The following is a 15,918-nucleotide window of genomic DNA, read 5'->3' as shown; positions in this document are numbered from 1 at the left end:
TTCGCACTCGTATACTCGTGCGAGCTCATGGAGGGGGAGGTGGAGACAGTGAAGCTTGCTGAGGCACTGGCAGAACGTGCGGAAGCGACGCGCCGTGTAGAACAGTTGCGAGCGCGCGTCGTCAGCAGTGCGCGGTACCAGGAGGGGGAGACGCCCGCCGAGGATGCCGCCCAGTTGCTGGCTGAGGCCGGTGAGGTGCTGAGCGCTCTGGAAACGTTGATCCGGCGGATCAACCGGACCAATGCCACCGTGGAGATGGGCTCGGACGGCACGCTCACCGATGCCCTCGCACGCCGGGATGTCCTGCGCTTGCGTCACTCCGTGGTCACCGCGGCGGCGGACGCGGCGGCGGGTAGCGGCGAGCGGGGATACGGCCGACAGCTTCGGTCCGAGCTGATGATGCTTTCCGCGCTTCCGGTGGCGGAACTGCGCGGTCAGGCGGATGTTCTCGCGCGGGAGATCCGCGAGGTCGATATACGGATCCAGCGTACGAACTGGGAGGCGGATCTGCTGGACTGAGTAGTCCAGCAGGCGGGGACGATGTGGAGCAGGTAGCAGCTTCGGAGGCGTGCACACACCGAGGGCCGGCGGTTTTCCAGCCCACTCCTGGCGCGTGAAGAGCAACGCGGGGGTTCGACTCCCCATCAACAGTGCAGCTCAGCACGGCGTACAGGTAAAGGTGCACATCGCACAGCACATCACCACGTGCAGATCCGAAGCAGTGAGGGCGGGTTCGGGGCTTTCCACATCGCAACACCATGGACAACGGCGATCCGAGCGAAACGGGGGCGTGCGAATGGCTGATCCGTACATCACTCTCAACGAGCTCGCCCAGGAGCTTCGGCCGATGTCACAGGGCATCGAGTGGTTCGAGAGCCTCTCCGCTGAAGAGCAGTCCAACACCCTGCGCCTCCTGTCACATTTCTGCATTCAGGCCCGCGCCACCGCCGAGGACGGCCCGGAAAGTATCCGACGCGCCGGACTTCGCGCCACGCACACACCGGCAGTTCTGATCACACGAGGGCGGATCGACCAGCAACTCGGAAAGATCGCCAGTCTCACCCCGCACGACGAGCGCCTAAAGTCATTCCGGCTACTGATCGCGGTGCTGGCCGTCGCCGACGAACGCCGACGAGAGCGCTTCTGCTCCGACGGTTGCGGCCACGCGTGGCATCGCCTGTCTGTCGACACCCCCGAAGCCTCGGCCTGATCCCTCGCGCTTTCACGCCTACCGGACCAGTGGCCGGAGGGGAAACATCGCGCTCAGTCTCGGCAGTTTGCGCATCGCCTCGTCTTCGCATCGCACGTCCCACTGCTCGCCGCGCGGCCCTCGATTGCCGCCTACAGCGCCCTCCTCGGCTTCGACGGCTTCATAGAATGCGTCGCCGCAGTCGTCATCCGCGCGGGTGAGTAGTCCATACGCCTCCATGGCCACGTAGTCGAGAGACTCCCACTCCGGCCAGTCGTCGTTCCAGAACTCCCGAGGGCGACCCACCAGGCACTGAACCTCTGGGGTGTCGGCCAGAGAGTCGGGATCGATCACTGCCCGCACGAAGGCTTCCCGACCGATCCCCACCATCCACAGGCCGAAGTAGCAGAATCCGTCGTCCGAACACCAGCCGCCGAAGATCCGCTCCGCAGCAGCCCAGAGATCCCAGGTGAAGGCTTCGTGCGTCACTTCGTCCAGGCGAACCTGGAACTGCACGATCTCTGTCAGCGGCCTCCGCGACAACTCGTCACGCAACCAGGTCAGCCGTTCGTCCCGGCCCCGCGTCTGCCGTCGGCACTCTTCGATGAGCTTCCAGAAGGAATCGATGTTCACGGCGGCACTGTGCCAGGCACCTCTGACACCGCAGGGTCGGCGAACTATGTTCGAGCAGTGGAGAACACGGAGAGCATCATCAAGCTCACCTCTGATGAAGCGACGACCCCTACGACCTGTCTCAGGTCTGGGTACGCAACGCGCGCACCGGAGAGTGGATCACGGTTCCGTGGACACACCGGCACCTGGTCTCGACACCGTTTGCGGACTTCACCTGGCGCCGAGCCCGGGACCTGCTTGCGATGCGGGGCCAGGACGACACCAACCAAGCCGCCGTGGCCGCAGCAGTCGACCAGTTGCTGACGCGGGCGGAAACCGGGCCGGACGGCCGTATCGCGGCCCGTACCCGCGCCGCCCTGGAGCCCGCCCGGTCCGTCCCTGCTCTGCCGCAGGCTTCAGCTCCGGAAGACGCCGAGGACGAGACCACCGTCCTGGAGCAGCCGTCGAACGTCATTCCCTTCGGCGTCTTCGACGCCTTCACCGACGGGAGCCGCCTGTGAGCGAGGCTCCGCCACAGGACATCGCCAACCCGCAGATGTCACTGACCACGAAGGAAGGCTGGCGGGCGTTCGTCGACGAGAACCCTGATCCCCCGGCGTCACTCCCGTCCGGCACCGTCCTGGACGAGGGCGAGCTGGAGTCCTGCAGGGAAGCGCGGATCGACTACCACACACGATCCGTCATCGTGAACACTCCCACGATCCGCGGCGTCGTCACTACGGGTCGCAAACGCATCGTGCTCAACCGGCACCAAGTCTCCGCCCGTCGCGGCCTGATCGTGTCCGGTTCGGCCGGCACCGGCAAGACCACAGCGATCACCCAGCTGGGCAAGAACGTCGAACAGATCACCCGGCGGCGCAGCCCCAACGCCGTCGGCGGACTGCCGGTCGTCTTCGTCACCGTCCCCCCAGCGGCTACCCCGAAGATGCTCGCAGGCGAGTTCGCCCGATTCCTTGGCATCCCGCTGGAGCACCGCATGAGCCAGGTCCAGATCACCAACGCCGTCTGTGACCTGCTCGGCAAGCTCGGCACCACACTCGTCCTGGTCGACGAGATCCACAACCTCGACCTGACCACCCGCAATGGAGCCGAGGCATCCGATCAGCTCAAGTACCTCTCGGAACGGATCGCGGCCACCTTCGTGCTAGCTGGTCTCGACGTCGAGACCAGCAGCCTGTTCCAGGGCACTCGCGGACAGCAGATCGCCGGCCGCTATACGGTCATCCCCTCCCGACCCTTCGGCCACAGAATCCGCGCGGACAAGGAGAGCTGGCAGGCCCTGGTGGTGACGATGGAGAACTCCCTGCGCCTACACGCCCATCGTCCCGGCACCTTGGTCGCCATGGCCGATTACCTCCACGAGCGCACTGGCGGGCTGATCGGCAGTCTTTCCCAGCTCATCCGAGAAGCCGCAGTCGACAGCGGCACGGAAAAGATCACCAAGCGCATGCTCGACGCGATCGAGCTCGACCACGCCGTCCAGAAGACCCGGCCCGATCGCCCCCGCCCCAAGTACGCCCGCAGGCCGAAGGCGGCCTGAGCAATGGAGCCCTGGGAAGCCCCGGTCAGGCTCCTGCCACTTCCTCTGCCACCAGTCCACGGAGAAGTCTTCGGCTGGTACTTGCACCGCCTCGCCGCCGCCAACAATGTGACGGCGGGCCAGCTGGCGAAGACTCTGACACCATTCAAAAACGCGCAGGTTGGTAAGAGAACGGACACGCTTTGGCGCTGGACTCCGATGGTTCTGCCACGGCTGGCCACCCTGACGGGCCTTACGCCCGAGACCCTCCGGATGCTGCTACCAGCGATCGCCCGGGTTGAGGCGCGCACCACAGGTGAGGTAGTCCGCTACCGTCGGCATCTCTACATCGCCTGCTCACACTGCATGCACCGCCGCGGGATCACCAGGCCAGTCCTCGCCCATCGCCCCGCAAATCCCCAACTCTGCCGCCGACACGGCATCTGGGTGGACGGCAACCGCCACTACCGTGTCGGTCACCTACCAGAGCTCGGTACCGCTGAGCACCGACACCGACGGATCGCCCGGCGCTTCCCCGACACCCTGGAAGCAGCGACAAAGGAAGCGCAGCACTTGGTGCGCTCATGGCTCCTGAACAAGAAGCAACCTCATCTGCTCTCACGCTGGAACGACCGCCTCGCCCAGCTTCCTCCAAAGGAAGCCATCTACGGGAACATCATCAGGCGACGCGTCGACGAGCGGGAGTACATCGCCACCTATCCAGAGTTCGTCACGCTGCTGGGCATGCTGGCCGATCCTGCTTGGCGGGCACTACGGGAACCTGGCCGATGGACGAGCCTCAGCCAGCACCGGCGCACCATCGACACCGTCTACACAGAGGCCGAGCACCGGCTGAACGTCCCCACTCTCCGCGAGAAGCTCCGTTCCCACGCCTTCTCCAACGACCCCCTCTTTCGCTGGACCGACTCCCTGGGACGATCACTGATGCTGGTGACGACGCCGGACGACTACGACGCCCTACGGGAAGAGTCCCACCAGAACTGAAAAGCACCAGGCCACGGCCGTGCCGTCCGACAGGACAAATGGGACCGCCTCGGCTCGCGCTCAAGCAGGCGCAGCACCGTCCAGATCCACTGGGCCGCCCGGCTTCGAACCCGTCCCAACAAAACTGACAAGGCCCAGGTCAGAGGCACCTCCTCGATCCAGATCTTTTGGGAACGGACACCTGTCGCTGTGATGCGTGGGCAGCCCCCCTCTTCCGTAGGTGAACCGGCCGAATCGCCGGGCCGCGGGAACGGCCGCGGGGTCACCAGGGCAGCGGGCGTGTGTGGATCACGTCCAGGCGGGACACCGCACGGGTCAGCACCACGTAGAGCCGGTGCAGGCCCCGCGCCTCCGCCTCCGCCATCGCCGCCGGCTCCACGGCCACCACATGGTCGTACTCGAGGCCCTTGGCCAGGCTCGCGGGCAGCACCGCGATCCGGGCGCCGAGTTCGTCGACTCCGGCGACGTTCATCCCGGCGGCGCGCAGCGCGTCCCGCACCTTCGCGACATCCGCGTCCGCGGTGATGACCCCGATGGACCCCTCGTGCGCGAGCGCCTCCGCTACGGCCGCGACGGTCTCGGCCGAGAGGTCGGTGGCCGGGCGGATCCTCAACTCGCCGTCCCTGCGCAGGGACCGGGCCGGAGGCACGCCCACGTCCAGGCGGTCCAGCACCCGGTTGGCGAGTTCGACGACGGCTCCGGGCACCCGGAATCCGACCGTCAGCGGGACGACGGCCGCATCCGGTTTGCCCAGATGCGCCAGGAGTCCGCCCCACTCCCGCGCCGCCCAGGGGGTCGTGCCCTGCGCGAGGTCCCCGAGCACGGTCAGCGACCCGAAGGAGGCCCGTCGAGCGATGGCCCGGCACTCCATCGGCGACAGGTCCTGCGCCTCGTCGATCACCAAGTGGCCGTATCCCTCGGGGTGCTCGATCAGCCCGGCGATCTCGTCGAGGAGGACGAGATCGGCGGCCGACCAGCGCGCCGACTTCCACGACCGAGGCGGCTTCGCCCACAGGAGCGCCTTCCGTTCCTCGGCGTCGAGGATCCCGTCGGCCACCCGCTCCAGCGCCTCGGCGTCGGTGAGCAGCCGGGCGAGCAGCTCCTCGGGGCGCACCCGCGGCCACACCGCGTCGACGTACGCGCCGACCGGCCCGGCCCGCGAGATCCGCTGCGCCCAGGCGTTCGTCTGCGGCCCGCCCCGCAGCTCGGCCTTGTGCCGCACATGGCGCACGACCCGCGTCCGCACTCGCTCCCGCCCCACGTCGTACGGCGGTTCCTCGGCTCGTACGTCGTCCACGATGCGGCGCAGTACGGCGACGGGGACACGCCAGCGGTAGGTGCCGTCCGGCACCGCGAGGTCGTCGTCCGGCACGCCGATGTGCCCGTACAGCGCCCGGCGCAGCACCCGCGCCATCCGGGCGTCGTGCTTGACGACCTCGGTACGTTCGCCGTCCTCCCCGGTCACCGGACGGCGGGCGATCTCCTCGCCGATGGTCGACTGGCGCACACCGGTCTCCCCGAGCGCGGGCAGGACCTCCGCGATGTACGACAGGAAGGTGCGGTTGGGGCCGAGGATCAGCAGTCCGCCGCGCCGGACGCGCTGTGGATGCGTGTAGAGGAGATAGGCGGCCCGGTGCAGCCCGACGGCCGTCTTGCCGGTGCCCGGGGCGCCCTGCACACAGACCGAGGCCGCCGGATCGGCTCGTACGAGATCGTCCTGTTCGGGCTGGATGGTGGCGGCGATGTCCCGCATGGGGCCGACGCGAGGGCGCTCGATCTCCTCGGTGAGGATCGAGCCTCCCCGAGCGGCCTCGTCCTCCACACTCCCGGCGTCGGCCGCCTCCTGCGGGGCCGGGCCCGGTGACGGCCGCTCGATCCCGATGGGTTCGTCCTCGAGGCCGGTGAGGTCGGCGGAGTCTCCGCGGCTGCCCGGGGCCCAGCCGAACCGGCGGCGGACGGCGACGCCCTGGGGGTCGCGGGCGCCGGCCTGGTAGAAGGCGCGGGAGACGGGGGCCCGCCAGTCGACGACGAGGGGCGGGGCGGCGGGGTGTTCCCTGATCCGCAGCCGCCCGATGTGGTAGCTCTGCCCGGCGTGATCGCCCGCCGCCGCGGCGGAGTCCTGGAAGTCCAGGCGGCCGAAGAACAGGGGGCCCTGGGGCAGCTCCCGCATCTCCTTTGCCTGGCTGCGCAGCTGGTACCCGAGCACTTCGGCGTCGGCTCCGGAGGCGGAGACGTCCTCACCGGTGACGACCTGCTCCTCGGCACCGTCGACCATCGCGGCGAGGGCGGCTCGACAGGTGTCGTGAAAGGCGCGTTCGCGGGAGAGGGACCGGGAGAGGGAGCGGGCGAGCGGCAGGTCCGGGGCAGGCCGTCGGGCGCGGTCGGGTGGTGTCATTCCATCCAGAGTACCGGAATAACGTAACCGCGTAACATTTTTAACCGGGATGCATTTCCGGGGTCGGGCGGGCCGTGCCCGAGTGAGCGGACCGGGCCAGCCCGGGAAATCCGGCCGCGAGCTGCGCGAAGGCCCGCTCGGCGGCCGCCACCGCGTCCGGCCGTACGGCCGCCACCCGCTCCCCCTCCGCGATCCGCCGCAGGTTCTCCTCGGCGAGGATGCGGCGCACGGCCGTGATCTGTCCGGCGGCGAGCCGCGCGTCGAGCCCGGCGCCCAGCGGCTTCGCGAGGGCGTCGGCGAGCGCGGCCTCCGACCGCTCCAGGTACCCGTACATCCGCGCCACCAGCGAGGGCGTCCCGTAGAGCAGCCGGTGGAAGGCGAGGATGCCGGGATGTTCGTTGAGCCCGGTGACGGGGTCCTCCCGGCGCAGACCGTCCAGGAAGTGCTCGCGGAGCGCGTCGATCGGGGACCGCCCGGCCGCCCGGCCCTCCTCGACGACCCGCGCGGCCTCGGTCTCGTGGTCCGCGAACCGGTGCAGGACCAGGTCCTCCTTGGACGGGAAGTACCGGAACAGCGTCGGCTTGGAGATCTCGGCGGCGGCCGCGACCTCGGCGACGGACACGGCGTCGAACCCCTTCTCCAGGAACAGGCCGATGGCGATGTCGGAGACGGACTGGTACATCCGTCGCCTCTTGCGTTCGCGCAGTCCGGTGTCACTCATGGTCACGAGCCTACGCATGGCCGGGGGGCCGGTGACCGGGTCACGGCCGGCGCCTGCCGCCGACCGGCGCGCAGCTCTTGAAGTACCACTTCCCGAGCGAGGCCGTGACGTCCTCCTCGGACGGCGACTCGATCCCCAGCGGTTCCTTCGCGGCGTGCAGCACCTGCCGCATCCTGCCGCCGGCACGGACCAGGAGACGCTCGTCGACCTCCGCCTCCTCGGCCAGCGACAGGGCCGTGCGGATGACATCGGTGAAGACGGACTGGGCCCTCTTGAAGGCGAGCAGCTTGGGCAGGTCCGCCTCCCACCCGGCCGAACTGCCGGGGGCGACGCTCTCGACGGTCTCGGACCACCGCTCGGTCATGCGGTCCGCCTGGTCCCGCGGATACCGCATCAGGTAGAGATGGGTGGCCAGGTCGTAGAGCGGGTCTCCGAACATCGCCAGTTCCCAGTCGATCGTCCAGAGCCGGCCCAGTCCGTCGACCACGAAGTTCTCGCGGTGCAGATCGGCGTGCAGCAGACAGAAAGGGCGGCTGGTCAGTCCCGACACATGCTCGCGGAGCTTTCCGAAAGAGGCGCCGTCCAGCCCCAGGTCGTAGAACAGGCCTTTGAAGTCGGGCATATTCCGCTGGTACACCTCCTCTTCCGTGAACAGGATCAGCCGCCTCAAAAAGCCGTCGGTGTCGCCCTCGGAAGCCCGGTAGACGGATGCGCACGTCCGTTCCGCGGTCAGGGAATCGGGCTTCACTCGGGCCAACTGCCCGAAGAGGGAAACGATTTGCCCGAAGAGGGACAAGGGGATCCCGCTGCCGGATCCGTACAGCGCTCCCAGCGTCTCGCCCTCGATGAACCGCTGAAGACCGGCGGAGCCCGCCTGAATGAGGTCGGGGATGCCCCCGATACGCCCCTGCAACGCGCGGAGCAGCTCTTCTTCGGACGCGAAACAGCGCCGGTCGAACCACAACAGTCCGGGTCGCGGTTCGCGGCACTTCCAGCGAACCGCTTCGGCCTCTTCCGTCCGACTCGGCAGCGGAAAGACATACGTCTCATGGTGGTAGCCGTGAAGTGGTCCCTCGACCACTCCCGCGTCGCCACTCACCTCGACGGCTCGCCGCAGAGCCAAGGAAACCGATTCGGGTGACATTGACCGTTCTCTCACGCAACCGCACACCAAAGAGAAAAGAGGGGAGAACGGTAACTCCGTGCGCTCCGTCGCCACTCGTGAATGGGCATAGTTCCAGAGGACCAGCTCCTCAGCGCGCCGGGCGGCTGCACGAAAGCCCGTCTTCCCCCTGCCGTGACACGGGCACTGAGCAGCGGCTACGGCACGCGCGAGCCCTCGCGCGGGCATCTCACGGTTCACTCCCCCGGGGCACAGCCCGCGCCCCTTCAGCGCTGACCCCACAAGGCCTGCAGCACCGTCTTCATGGACGTCACCACGTGCTCGGCCCCGGCGTCCCGGAGCTGCTTCTCCTTGTCCTCGTGACGCGCGTAGCCGAGGAACGGGACCCCGGCCCGCTGGGCCGCGTACAGGTCCGAGGGGGCGTCGCCGATCATGAGTGCCTTCGACGGCTCCGCGCCGAGGGCCGTCAAGGCCCGGTTCAGGCAGTCGGGGTCCGGCTTGAGATGGTGCAGATCCTGGGTGCGGCCGTAGATGTGGGGCGCGAAGCATTCGGCCAGGCCGCGGTTCTCCAGATAATGAGCGGCTGTGCGGGGCGAGTTGTTGGTGGTGATCGCCAGCCGGACACCGATGGCCTTCCAGGTCCGTATCACCGCGTCGGCGTACTCGGTGGGCCAGGCCTTGGCCACCGCCTTGAGCTCCTGCTGGGTGAACCGCGCCTCCAGCTCGGCCACCAGGTCACTGCGCGGACGCCGCCGGTCGACCGCGTGCAGGACCACCAGCGGATCGGGGTGCCGACGCTCCTCCGGGGTCAACAGGCCGCGCATCCCCTGACGTTCGAGCCAGTCGACCAGATCCCTGGCCACCTTCTCGGCGGCGTGCCCCGCGTACAGCCGGCAGACCGGCCCGTCGAAGTCGAAGAGCACGAAGCGCGCTTGGGTGATCGTGTCCCGCAGGTTCTCCGTCTGTGTCGCCACCGCATCAGTCTGCGTCGTATCAGAAGTCACTAGGTGAGTTTCAGGTCCGTGGTGATGGTTTCCCAGAGGGCGTTGAACCACTTCTCGGACTCGTCCACGAAGGCGGTGTCCCGCGCCCCGGACTGCTTCTCGAAGGAGAAGAGCAGGGACTCGGTTCCGAGGGTGTCGTACATGTCCAGCGTCTCGTCGTCCGAGATCTCCTCCTCACGCCTGGCGATCATGTAGTAGGCGATCAGCGCCTCCGTCCCGTTCAGCAGGTACAGCTTCACCGGCGGCGTGAAGGGCAGGGCCCGGAAGGCCACATGGACGTCGATGCCGTGGGAGAAGCGCAGGGACTGGAGGTTGTGGCGCAGGACGTGACCCTGGGCGTTGCGCTGCCGCAGCCAGCGGTCATGGACCGGGTCTTCGTCCCCCTGGTCGTCGACAGAGATGGGGAACGCCAGGTTGATCTCCCGGCTGGGCAGCAGGATCCGCACGTCGATGCGCTCCGGGCGGATCCTGCCGTCGTGGATCTGGCGGAGCGGCTCGCCGAGCGCCAGCATCAGCGTCTCCGCGGTGAGACAGGCCGCGTCGATCCGCACATGGGGGACGGAGAACGCCTCGGTGAGACGCGGGGCGAGGCCCACCATGGTCGGCTGCGGCCCGTTGCGGCTGGGAGTGACCTGCGCGATCCGTGGCGGGCTGCCCTTGCTGACATTGCTGAGCAGGCCGCCCTCCTGGAGCTCGCGCAGGGCGAGGCGGACCGTGCCGCGCTCGACGCCGAACTCGTCGGCCAGCTCCGCCTGGGTGGCCAGACGGTCACCGGCCTTCAGCTCGCCGGTACGGATGCGCTCCCGCAGGACCTCGGCGATCTCCTGGGGCGAAAGCCTTCTGCTGCTGTCACTCACCACAACGTTCTCCTGAGTCACGACCAAACGGTACAACTCTCTCCCATCTTTGGGGAGTTACTCGAAAGTTGTTTATGGACACTTACCAAGTGGGGACAACCTAACCAGAGTTGGTTACCAACTTGGCCAAGATGGCGGAAGTTTTGCCTCCTCTCACCCATCTACGGCACCCGGCACCCCCAGCACGTCTCCGAAGAGAAGCAGGAGGAACCACCATGCCCGCCATCGCCCTCCTCTCCGCCGTCTTCGTCGTCGGCTTCGAGCAACTCGTCCAATGGCAGTACGGACCGACGGGCATCGTCGGCCTGCTGCTGCTCACCATCGGGATCAAGGCGAAGAACCCCACGTGCAGCTCCATCGGAGCCGTCGTCCTGGCCCTGCTGGTGGCGGGACCGGCCGTCAGTTCGTGATCAGCGGTTCCGAACTGATCGTCTCCCACAGCGCGTCGAACCAGCGGTGGGACTGTTCCACGAACGTGGTGTCCCCCGGTCCCACCCCCTGCCGGAAGGGGAACAGCATCGACTGCGTGCCCTCGGCGTCGTACGTCTCCAGGTACTCGTGGTCGATCTCCTCGCCCCGCCGCGCCAGCGTGTAGTACGCGAAGAGCGCCTCCGCCTCGTTGAGGAGGTAGAGCTTCACGGGCGGGGTGAAGGGCAGCGCGCGGAAGGAAACCCGCACGTCGACGCCGTGCGTGGTCCGCAGCGCCAGCAGGTTGTGCCGCAGCACCTGCACCTGGGCGTTGCGCTGGGCCAGCCAGCGACGCCGCGGACGGTCGTCCGCCATGCCGTCGACCGGCGCGGGAAACGCGAGGTCGATGTCGCGGCTGGGAAGCAGCACCCGGACGTCGACCCTGGCCGGTTTTATGCGTCCCGCGTGAATCTCGCGCAACGGCTCGCCCATGGCGAGGGTGAGCGACACGGCGGTCAGACACAGCGCGTCGATCGCCACGTGCGGGACCTCGAAGGCCGCCGTCATCCGCGGGGCGAGCGCCACCATGGTCGACTGCGGCCGCGACTGCGGCCCGGTCAGGACTCTCTCGGGATGGTCCGCGACCGTCGCCGGGCTCCCCTTGGACACGTCGACGAGCAGGTGCTCCGACTGGAGGATGCGCAGCGCCTGGCGCACCGCGCCGCGCTCGACGCCGAACTCGTCGGCCAGTCTGGCCTGGGTCGGCATGCGCTGGCCGGCCCGCAACTCACCGGACCTGATCCGGCCGCGCAGCTCGTCGGCCACCTCGCGGTGTGACCTCGGTGGCCGTGGTGACCTGTTCCGTCCGTTGACGACGGCATGCTTCGGCTCCACAACCAGAACCCTACAACTTCCCGCCATCTTTGGGCAGTTGCCGGATAGGTGGTTATGAGTCGTCCCAACACGGAGATAAGTAACAGTGAGTTGGTAGCCAACTTGCACAACATGGTCAAACTTCCAGAGGGTTGGCCGCCGAAGTTCCACCTGGACACCGGGTGGCCGGGGCGGACGGTCCTCAGCGGGGGTCCGCCTCCCCGTCCCGAAGGAGGGACCGTCATGCCGCTCGTCGCCCTCGCCGTCGCCGCCCTGGCCATCGGATTCGAGCAACTCATCCAGTGGGAGTACGGGCCGATGGGCATCATCGCGTTCGTCGCGCTGTCCGTCGGGCTCAAGGCCCGGAACACCACCGTCAGCGGCATCGGGGCCGTGATCCTCGTGATGCTGCTCGCCCAGTCCGGCTGAGCGGACGTCACCGTCCGCCAGTCCGGCTGACCGCGCTCCCCTCCGGAGGGGAGCCGGGAGCACGGTCAGTCAGCACCACACAACTGAATCGCTACGGATCGGCAGTCGCAGCAGTCGCCCGCCACCCGCACGGAAGGAGAACGCCCCTACAGGCACCCACCGTTCAGAAGATGTCCGGGCACCACGGTCGCCTGGACGTCCGCAGCAGGGCGTCGGCCAGAGCGGCGGCGCCCTCTTGCCGTTCCCGGACCCGGCCCAGCGCCGCGAGCCGCACCGCGGACTCGTCCCCGAGCCACAGCGTCGCCAGATCGGCGATGGACAGCGACAGGTCCGCCTCCTCGGCGACCGGCTCGCAGGTCGCCGTGCCGTCCGGAGCGGCCCGGAGCCGGAAGCGGCCTCCGTCCGGTCCGCTCTCGTCCCGCACGTCCAGCACGAGCGTCCCGGCGGTGCCGTACGTCCGCGCCTCCAGAGCCCGTACGACGTCCAGGATCCGCACCCAGAGCCAGTCCGTCTGGCCGCTGATACGGGCGCCACGCGGATCCGGCAGGAACTGCGGAAGCAGGTCGTCGGGAGCGCGTCGGCCGGTCTTGACCCGGGTGATCCAGTCGATGGAGCAGAGGTAGCTCCACAGGGCGCGCTCGGCCGCCGTCGTCACCGCGAGCAGCCACTTCACCTCCGCCGTGTTGTGGGGCTGGTTGGAGTCCGCCCAGTCGTCGTCCGCGGTGTAGGCGACGAGGCCCTCGATCTCGCCCGACGCCGAGCGGTAGGCGGCGTAGAACGGCTCCTTCCAGGGGAAGCCGGCGAACCTCAGCACGCCGGTGTTCATCTGCCACCAGCGGGCGTCGCGGTTGATCATGCCGGGCCGGCCGCGCCGGAGCCGCTCGTGCAGTTCGGGGCCTTCCCTGCGGACCTCCTCGACGTCCAGGAGGTCGATACGGCCGCCGTCGGCCGGGCCCGCCCAGCGCGGGTCGAGACCGGTGCGCGGTACGTCGACGGTCCACTCGGTGGAGGTGGTGGCCGGGCCGAAGCCGAACCGGCCGTAGATCGGGTACTCGGCGGCGATGAGGGTCGCGACGACATCGCCCCGCTCCCTCGCCGCCGCCAGGTCGGCCGTCATCATGCGGGTGAGCAGGCCCCGGCGGCGGTGCGTGGGAGTGACGGTCACGTTCGAGATGGCGTCCGCGGGGACGGCCGCCCCGCCGACCGCGGTGACCTCCTGCGGGAACGACCGGAACGTCGCCACACAGCGGGAACCGTCGAACGCGCCCAGGGTCCTCCCCAGGATGAACGCCGATCTGCGGTTCTCGACGTCCTCGTCCGAGACGACCGGCTCCTGAAGGAACCCCGTCTTCACGGCACGCAGCCAGTCCCGCAGGTCGGGGGCGGCGATCGGTCGTACGTCGATCGCGTCGGCGGCCGCGCCCGTGCCGCCGGTGTCCGCGCCTCCGGCGTCTCCGGCGTCATCGGCATCTATGACGGCTTGGGCGTCCTGGGCGGCGAGAGCTTCGTGCGGGGTCATGGAGCCACGCTAGGCGGACCCCGGCCGGGGTGTCGCGCGGATTTCCGCACGCCCCCTCCCGGCCGGTCCTGGCCGTCCCCGCCCGGATCCCGGACCGAAAAGGCCACCCCTGTCCCGGGTGGAGGAGGCCTCCGGATCCCGGACCGGAAAGACCACCCGGATGCCGGGCCGAAAGGGGCGCCGGATCCTGGATCGAAAAGGCCACCCCGCCCCGGAACGGAAACGCCACCCCGCACCCCGGGCCGAAAAGGCCACCCGGATCCCAGGTCAGAAAGCCGCCCGGATCTCCCCCACCTCGCGGCCGCCGCCCAGCAGGGGGGCGGCGCCGATCCGCGTCACCACCGGGCCCGTCACGCCCAGCAGGTCCAGGCCGCGGGCGAGGACGGGGCCCAGGGCACGGGTCCCGCCGTCGTCGATCTTGAAGGCGAGGGCGCGGCCGTCGGGCAGCGCGACCGCCTGGACGGCTTCGGCGCCCATCTTGGACAGGACGCCCGGGACCTCGCGCATCAGCCAGGTGTCGGGGCGCCGGGTGCCGGCGACGTACTCGGGGTGGGCGCGCATGGCGTCGGCCACCCGGCGTTCGGCGGAGCCGGGGGCCGCGAGGACGAAGGACCGGAAGGCGCGGGCGAGACCCGTGAGGGTGATGGCCATCAGGGGCGCCCCGCAGCCGTCCGTACCGACCGCCGCGACGGGCTCCCCGGCCGCGTCCTCGACCACGGAGTGGATGAGCTGCTGGAGGGGGTGCCCGGGATCGAGGTAGGACTCGGTGGACCAGCCGCGCTGCGCGCACACCGCCAGCATCGCCGTGTGCTTGCCGGAGCAGTTCATGGTGACCCGATCGCGGACGGCACCGGAGGCGAGGTAGGTCTCGGCCTCGACGGGGTCCAGCGGCAGGTCGGGCGGGCACTGGAGCTGTCCGGCGTCCAGCCCGTGCTCGACGAGCATCTTCTGGACCAGATCACGGTGGAAGATCTCGCCGGAGTGGCTCGCGGCGGCCAGGGCGAGGCGCTCCCCGGCCAGGTCCAGGCCCGCGCGCAGGATGCCCGCCGCCTGCATGGGCTTGTTCGACGAGCGCGGGAAGACCGGTGCCGTCACCTCGCCGAGCGCCAGCTCGACCGTCCCGTCCGCGGCCAGGACGACCAGGCTGCCGCGGTGGTGCCCCTCGACGAAGCCGGACCGCACGACCTCGGCGAGCACCGGGAGCGTCCCGGATGCGCCGGTCGCGCCGGACCGGGGTGTCCCCTCGGGGCCGGGAGCCGTACCGGGCGTACGAGCCGTGCGGGGCGTGCTCGGGGCGCCCGGTGTGCCGGGCTCACCCGGTACACCCCGGGTGCCGTCGGATATGGGCGAGCCTTCGGGCGTGCGGGGAGCTGCGGACATCGGCGGTGGCCTTCCGGAACGGGGACCCGCTCGGAAGGCGGCGGCCGGGTCGTGCCCCGGACGGCGCCCTCGCCCGCGCGGAGCGGAACCGCGCCTCCTGGGTGCCGGCGCGCCCCTCGGCCCCGGGATCGCCGGGGCCGCCACGTCACATGAGCAGGTCGTCTACTTGTGCTTCCCCTTCACGGTACCTGCGGGCGATCTCGGCGCTGCAATCGTCGGCCGTGCGCTGGAGCTGCTGGCGCCGCCGGGAGACCTGCTGCTCGTACCGCACGAGACGGCCGAGCCCCGCGCCCAGCTCGTCGTCCGTACGGGCCTCCAGGTCCGACAGCTCCACCTCGGCGAGCATGTCGGCGGCCAGTGCCCGGTACTCCTCGCCGTGCGGCGTTCCCACGGTCACATGACGGGCCGAGGAGCGGTACCGGGCCGGCGCGTCCGTGAGGATCTCCGAGAGCCGCTCGACGACCGAGGGCTTCCCGCGGTCCATGGGCAAGAGGTGTCCGGAGGCCGCGGCGGGCATCCGGCGCTCCCCGCGGCGGGCGAGCTCCGCGCGCAGGATGTCGATACGTCCCTGGAGCAGCCGTCGGACGTAGCTGAGGTCGGCCTCGTCCCGCTGGGCGTCCCGGCGCAGTGTCCGCAGTTCGGGCAGGCGGAGCACGACGATGCCTGCCGGGGCCGGATCGGCCGCCAGCGGGCCGCTGTCGGTGCGCTGCACCGGCGTCCGGGCCGTCATCGCTTCCGCCCGTGCGCTCGTACGGGTCAATGACACGGCTCCGGTCCGCCCGGTCCTCGATGTGCTCATGTACCTCTACCGTCCCCTCGACCGGCGCGGTCCGCCCAACGGCCGGACCGCAACACCCCGCATG

Annotated in this window: 17 protein-coding genes and 1 pseudogene; 8 read left to right on the top strand and 10 right to left on the bottom strand. The window is 69.5% G+C overall.

Going from position 1 to position 15,918, the window contains the following annotated elements:
• The first annotated feature begins 48 nt into the window (after positions 1 to 48).
• A complete protein-coding gene (locus ACIQ7M_RS20255) occupies positions 49 to 519 on the top strand; it encodes a DIP1984 family protein (protein ID WP_108710717.1) in 471 nt (156 codons plus the stop codon).
• 277 nt (positions 520 to 796) lie between these two features.
• Entirely contained in the window at positions 797 to 1,210 is a 414-nt protein-coding gene (locus tag ACIQ7M_RS20250) for a DUF5958 family protein (protein ID WP_403646094.1), read from the top strand.
• Positions 1,211 to 1,228: 18 nt separating this feature from the next.
• On the opposite strand, the gene ACIQ7M_RS20245 is transcribed toward ACIQ7M_RS20250, so the two are convergent.
• Positions 1,229 to 1,822: a DUF4240 domain-containing protein gene (locus ACIQ7M_RS20245; RefSeq protein ID WP_403646091.1), complete on the bottom strand. Its 594-nt coding sequence runs from the start codon at positions 1,820 to 1,822 to the stop codon at positions 1,229 to 1,231.
• A gap of 275 nt (positions 1,823 to 2,097) precedes the next feature.
• Here ACIQ7M_RS20245 and ACIQ7M_RS20240 point away from each other — a divergent pair, with 275 nt between their 5' ends.
• From ACIQ7M_RS20240 to ACIQ7M_RS20225, 4 genes and pseudogenes are all read left to right on the top strand, one after another.
• Complete coding sequence (locus tag ACIQ7M_RS20240; RefSeq protein ID WP_403646088.1) at positions 2,098 to 2,322, top strand: hypothetical protein; 225 nt, start codon at positions 2,098 to 2,100, stop codon at positions 2,320 to 2,322.
• On the top strand, positions 2,319 to 3,362 hold the full coding sequence (locus ACIQ7M_RS20235) for an AAA family ATPase (RefSeq protein WP_403646085.1): 1,044 nt from the start codon (positions 2,319 to 2,321) through the stop codon (positions 3,360 to 3,362). Before ACIQ7M_RS20240 ends, ACIQ7M_RS20235 begins: the two co-directional genes overlap by 4 nt.
• A gap of 3 nt (positions 3,363 to 3,365) precedes the next feature.
• A pseudogene (locus ACIQ7M_RS20230) lies at positions 3,366 to 3,773 on the top strand (TniQ family protein); the annotation flags it as partial.
• A gap of 144 nt (positions 3,774 to 3,917) precedes the next feature.
• Positions 3,918 to 4,346, top strand: coding sequence for a hypothetical protein (locus ACIQ7M_RS20225; protein WP_403647005.1), 429 nt, complete (start codon positions 3,918 to 3,920; stop codon positions 4,344 to 4,346).
• A 262-nt stretch (positions 4,347 to 4,608) separates the two neighbouring features.
• On the opposite strand, the gene ACIQ7M_RS20220 is transcribed toward ACIQ7M_RS20225, so the two are convergent.
• The 5 genes from ACIQ7M_RS20220 to ACIQ7M_RS20200 form a co-directional block, all read right to left on the bottom strand.
• Positions 4,609 to 6,741, bottom strand: coding sequence for a HelD family protein (locus ACIQ7M_RS20220; protein ID WP_403646082.1), 2,133 nt, complete (start codon positions 6,739 to 6,741; stop codon positions 4,609 to 4,611).
• Positions 6,742 to 6,781: 40 nt separating this feature from the next.
• Positions 6,782 to 7,462 carry a TetR/AcrR family transcriptional regulator gene (locus tag ACIQ7M_RS20215; RefSeq protein ID WP_403646079.1) on the bottom strand — a complete coding sequence of 227 codons (681 nt, stop codon included), beginning with the start codon at positions 7,460 to 7,462 and terminating at the stop codon, positions 6,782 to 6,784.
• Between the two features lie 40 nt (positions 7,463 to 7,502).
• On the bottom strand, positions 7,503 to 8,375 hold the full coding sequence (locus tag ACIQ7M_RS20210) for a phosphotransferase family protein (protein WP_403646076.1): 873 nt from the start codon (positions 8,373 to 8,375) through the stop codon (positions 7,503 to 7,505).
• A 476-nt stretch (positions 8,376 to 8,851) separates the two neighbouring features.
• Positions 8,852 to 9,640: an HAD family hydrolase gene (locus ACIQ7M_RS20205; protein ID WP_386980673.1), complete on the bottom strand. Its 789-nt coding sequence runs from the start codon at positions 9,638 to 9,640 to the stop codon at positions 8,852 to 8,854.
• Entirely contained in the window at positions 9,589 to 10,473 is an 885-nt protein-coding gene (locus ACIQ7M_RS20200) for a GntR family transcriptional regulator (protein WP_403646073.1), read from the bottom strand. The genes ACIQ7M_RS20205 and ACIQ7M_RS20200 overlap by 52 nt, the downstream gene beginning before the upstream one ends.
• 188 nt (positions 10,474 to 10,661) lie before the next feature.
• On the opposite strand from ACIQ7M_RS20200, the gene ACIQ7M_RS20195 reads away from it, so the two are divergent.
• Positions 10,662 to 10,856, top strand: coding sequence for a hypothetical protein (locus ACIQ7M_RS20195; protein ID WP_382792264.1), 195 nt, complete (start codon positions 10,662 to 10,664; stop codon positions 10,854 to 10,856).
• On the opposite strand, the gene ACIQ7M_RS20190 is transcribed toward ACIQ7M_RS20195, so the two are convergent.
• Complete coding sequence (locus tag ACIQ7M_RS20190) at positions 10,846 to 11,775, bottom strand: winged helix-turn-helix domain-containing protein (RefSeq protein ID WP_403646069.1); 930 nt, start codon at positions 11,773 to 11,775, stop codon at positions 10,846 to 10,848. The two genes, ACIQ7M_RS20195 and ACIQ7M_RS20190, sit on opposite strands and share 11 nt — an antisense overlap.
• A 195-nt stretch (positions 11,776 to 11,970) precedes the next feature.
• Between ACIQ7M_RS20190 and ACIQ7M_RS20185 the strand changes: the two genes are divergently transcribed.
• Complete coding sequence (locus tag ACIQ7M_RS20185) at positions 11,971 to 12,156, top strand: hypothetical protein (RefSeq protein WP_037622368.1); 186 nt, start codon at positions 11,971 to 11,973, stop codon at positions 12,154 to 12,156.
• Between the two features lie 163 nt (positions 12,157 to 12,319).
• On the opposite strand, the gene ACIQ7M_RS20180 is transcribed toward ACIQ7M_RS20185, so the two are convergent.
• The 3 genes from ACIQ7M_RS20180 to ACIQ7M_RS20170 all read right to left on the bottom strand — a co-directional run bounded on the left by ACIQ7M_RS20180 (position 12,320) and on the right by ACIQ7M_RS20170 (position 15,854).
• The gene (locus tag ACIQ7M_RS20180; RefSeq protein ID WP_403646065.1) at positions 12,320 to 13,675 is read right to left on the bottom strand and encodes a GNAT family N-acetyltransferase; all 1,356 of its coding nucleotides are present in this window, start codon (positions 13,673 to 13,675) and stop codon (positions 12,320 to 12,322) included.
• A 267-nt stretch (positions 13,676 to 13,942) separates the two neighbouring features.
• Positions 13,943 to 15,055 carry an asparaginase gene (locus ACIQ7M_RS20175; RefSeq protein WP_403646062.1) on the bottom strand — a complete coding sequence of 371 codons (1,113 nt, stop codon included), beginning with the start codon at positions 15,053 to 15,055 and terminating at the stop codon, positions 13,943 to 13,945.
• A gap of 145 nt (positions 15,056 to 15,200) precedes the next feature.
• Positions 15,201 to 15,854: an AmfC protein gene (locus ACIQ7M_RS20170; RefSeq protein ID WP_403646059.1), complete on the bottom strand. Its 654-nt coding sequence runs from the start codon at positions 15,852 to 15,854 to the stop codon at positions 15,201 to 15,203.
• Positions 15,855 to 15,918: the final 64 nt, after the last annotated feature.

Source organism: Streptomyces sp. NPDC096324, assembly GCF_044763015.1.
Taxonomy (GTDB): Bacteria; Actinomycetota; Actinomycetes; order Streptomycetales; family Streptomycetaceae; genus Streptomyces.
The sequence above is the reverse complement of the archived record's forward strand: the minus strand, read 5'-3'. Positions and strand labels throughout refer to the sequence as shown.

Bases quoted from the DNA above. Each gene is read 5' to 3' on its own strand.
- ACIQ7M_RS20250 (WP_403646094.1), top strand. From the start codon at position 797: ATGGCTGATCCGTACATCACTCTCAACGAGCTCGCCCAGGAGCTTCGG.
- ACIQ7M_RS20220 (WP_403646082.1), bottom strand. From the start codon at position 6,741: ATGACACCACCCGACCGCGCCCGACGGCCTGCCCCGGACCTGCCGCTC.
- ACIQ7M_RS20215 (WP_403646079.1), bottom strand. From the start codon at position 7,462: ATGAGTGACACCGGACTGCGCGAACGCAAGAGGCGACGGATGTACCAG.
- ACIQ7M_RS20195 (WP_382792264.1), top strand. From the start codon at position 10,662: ATGCCCGCCATCGCCCTCCTCTCCGCCGTCTTCGTCGTCGGCTTCGAG.
- ACIQ7M_RS20190 (WP_403646069.1), bottom strand. From the start codon at position 11,775: ATGGCGGGAAGTTGTAGGGTTCTGGTTGTGGAGCCGAAGCATGCCGTC.
- ACIQ7M_RS20185 (WP_037622368.1), top strand. From the start codon at position 11,971: ATGCCGCTCGTCGCCCTCGCCGTCGCCGCCCTGGCCATCGGATTCGAG.
- ACIQ7M_RS20180 (WP_403646065.1), bottom strand. From the start codon at position 13,675: ATGACCCCGCACGAAGCTCTCGCCGCCCAGGACGCCCAAGCCGTCATA.
- ACIQ7M_RS20175 (WP_403646062.1), bottom strand. From the start codon at position 15,055: ATGTCCGCAGCTCCCCGCACGCCCGAAGGCTCGCCCATATCCGACGGC.
- ACIQ7M_RS20170 (WP_403646059.1), bottom strand. From the start codon at position 15,854: ATGAGCACATCGAGGACCGGGCGGACCGGAGCCGTGTCATTGACCCGT.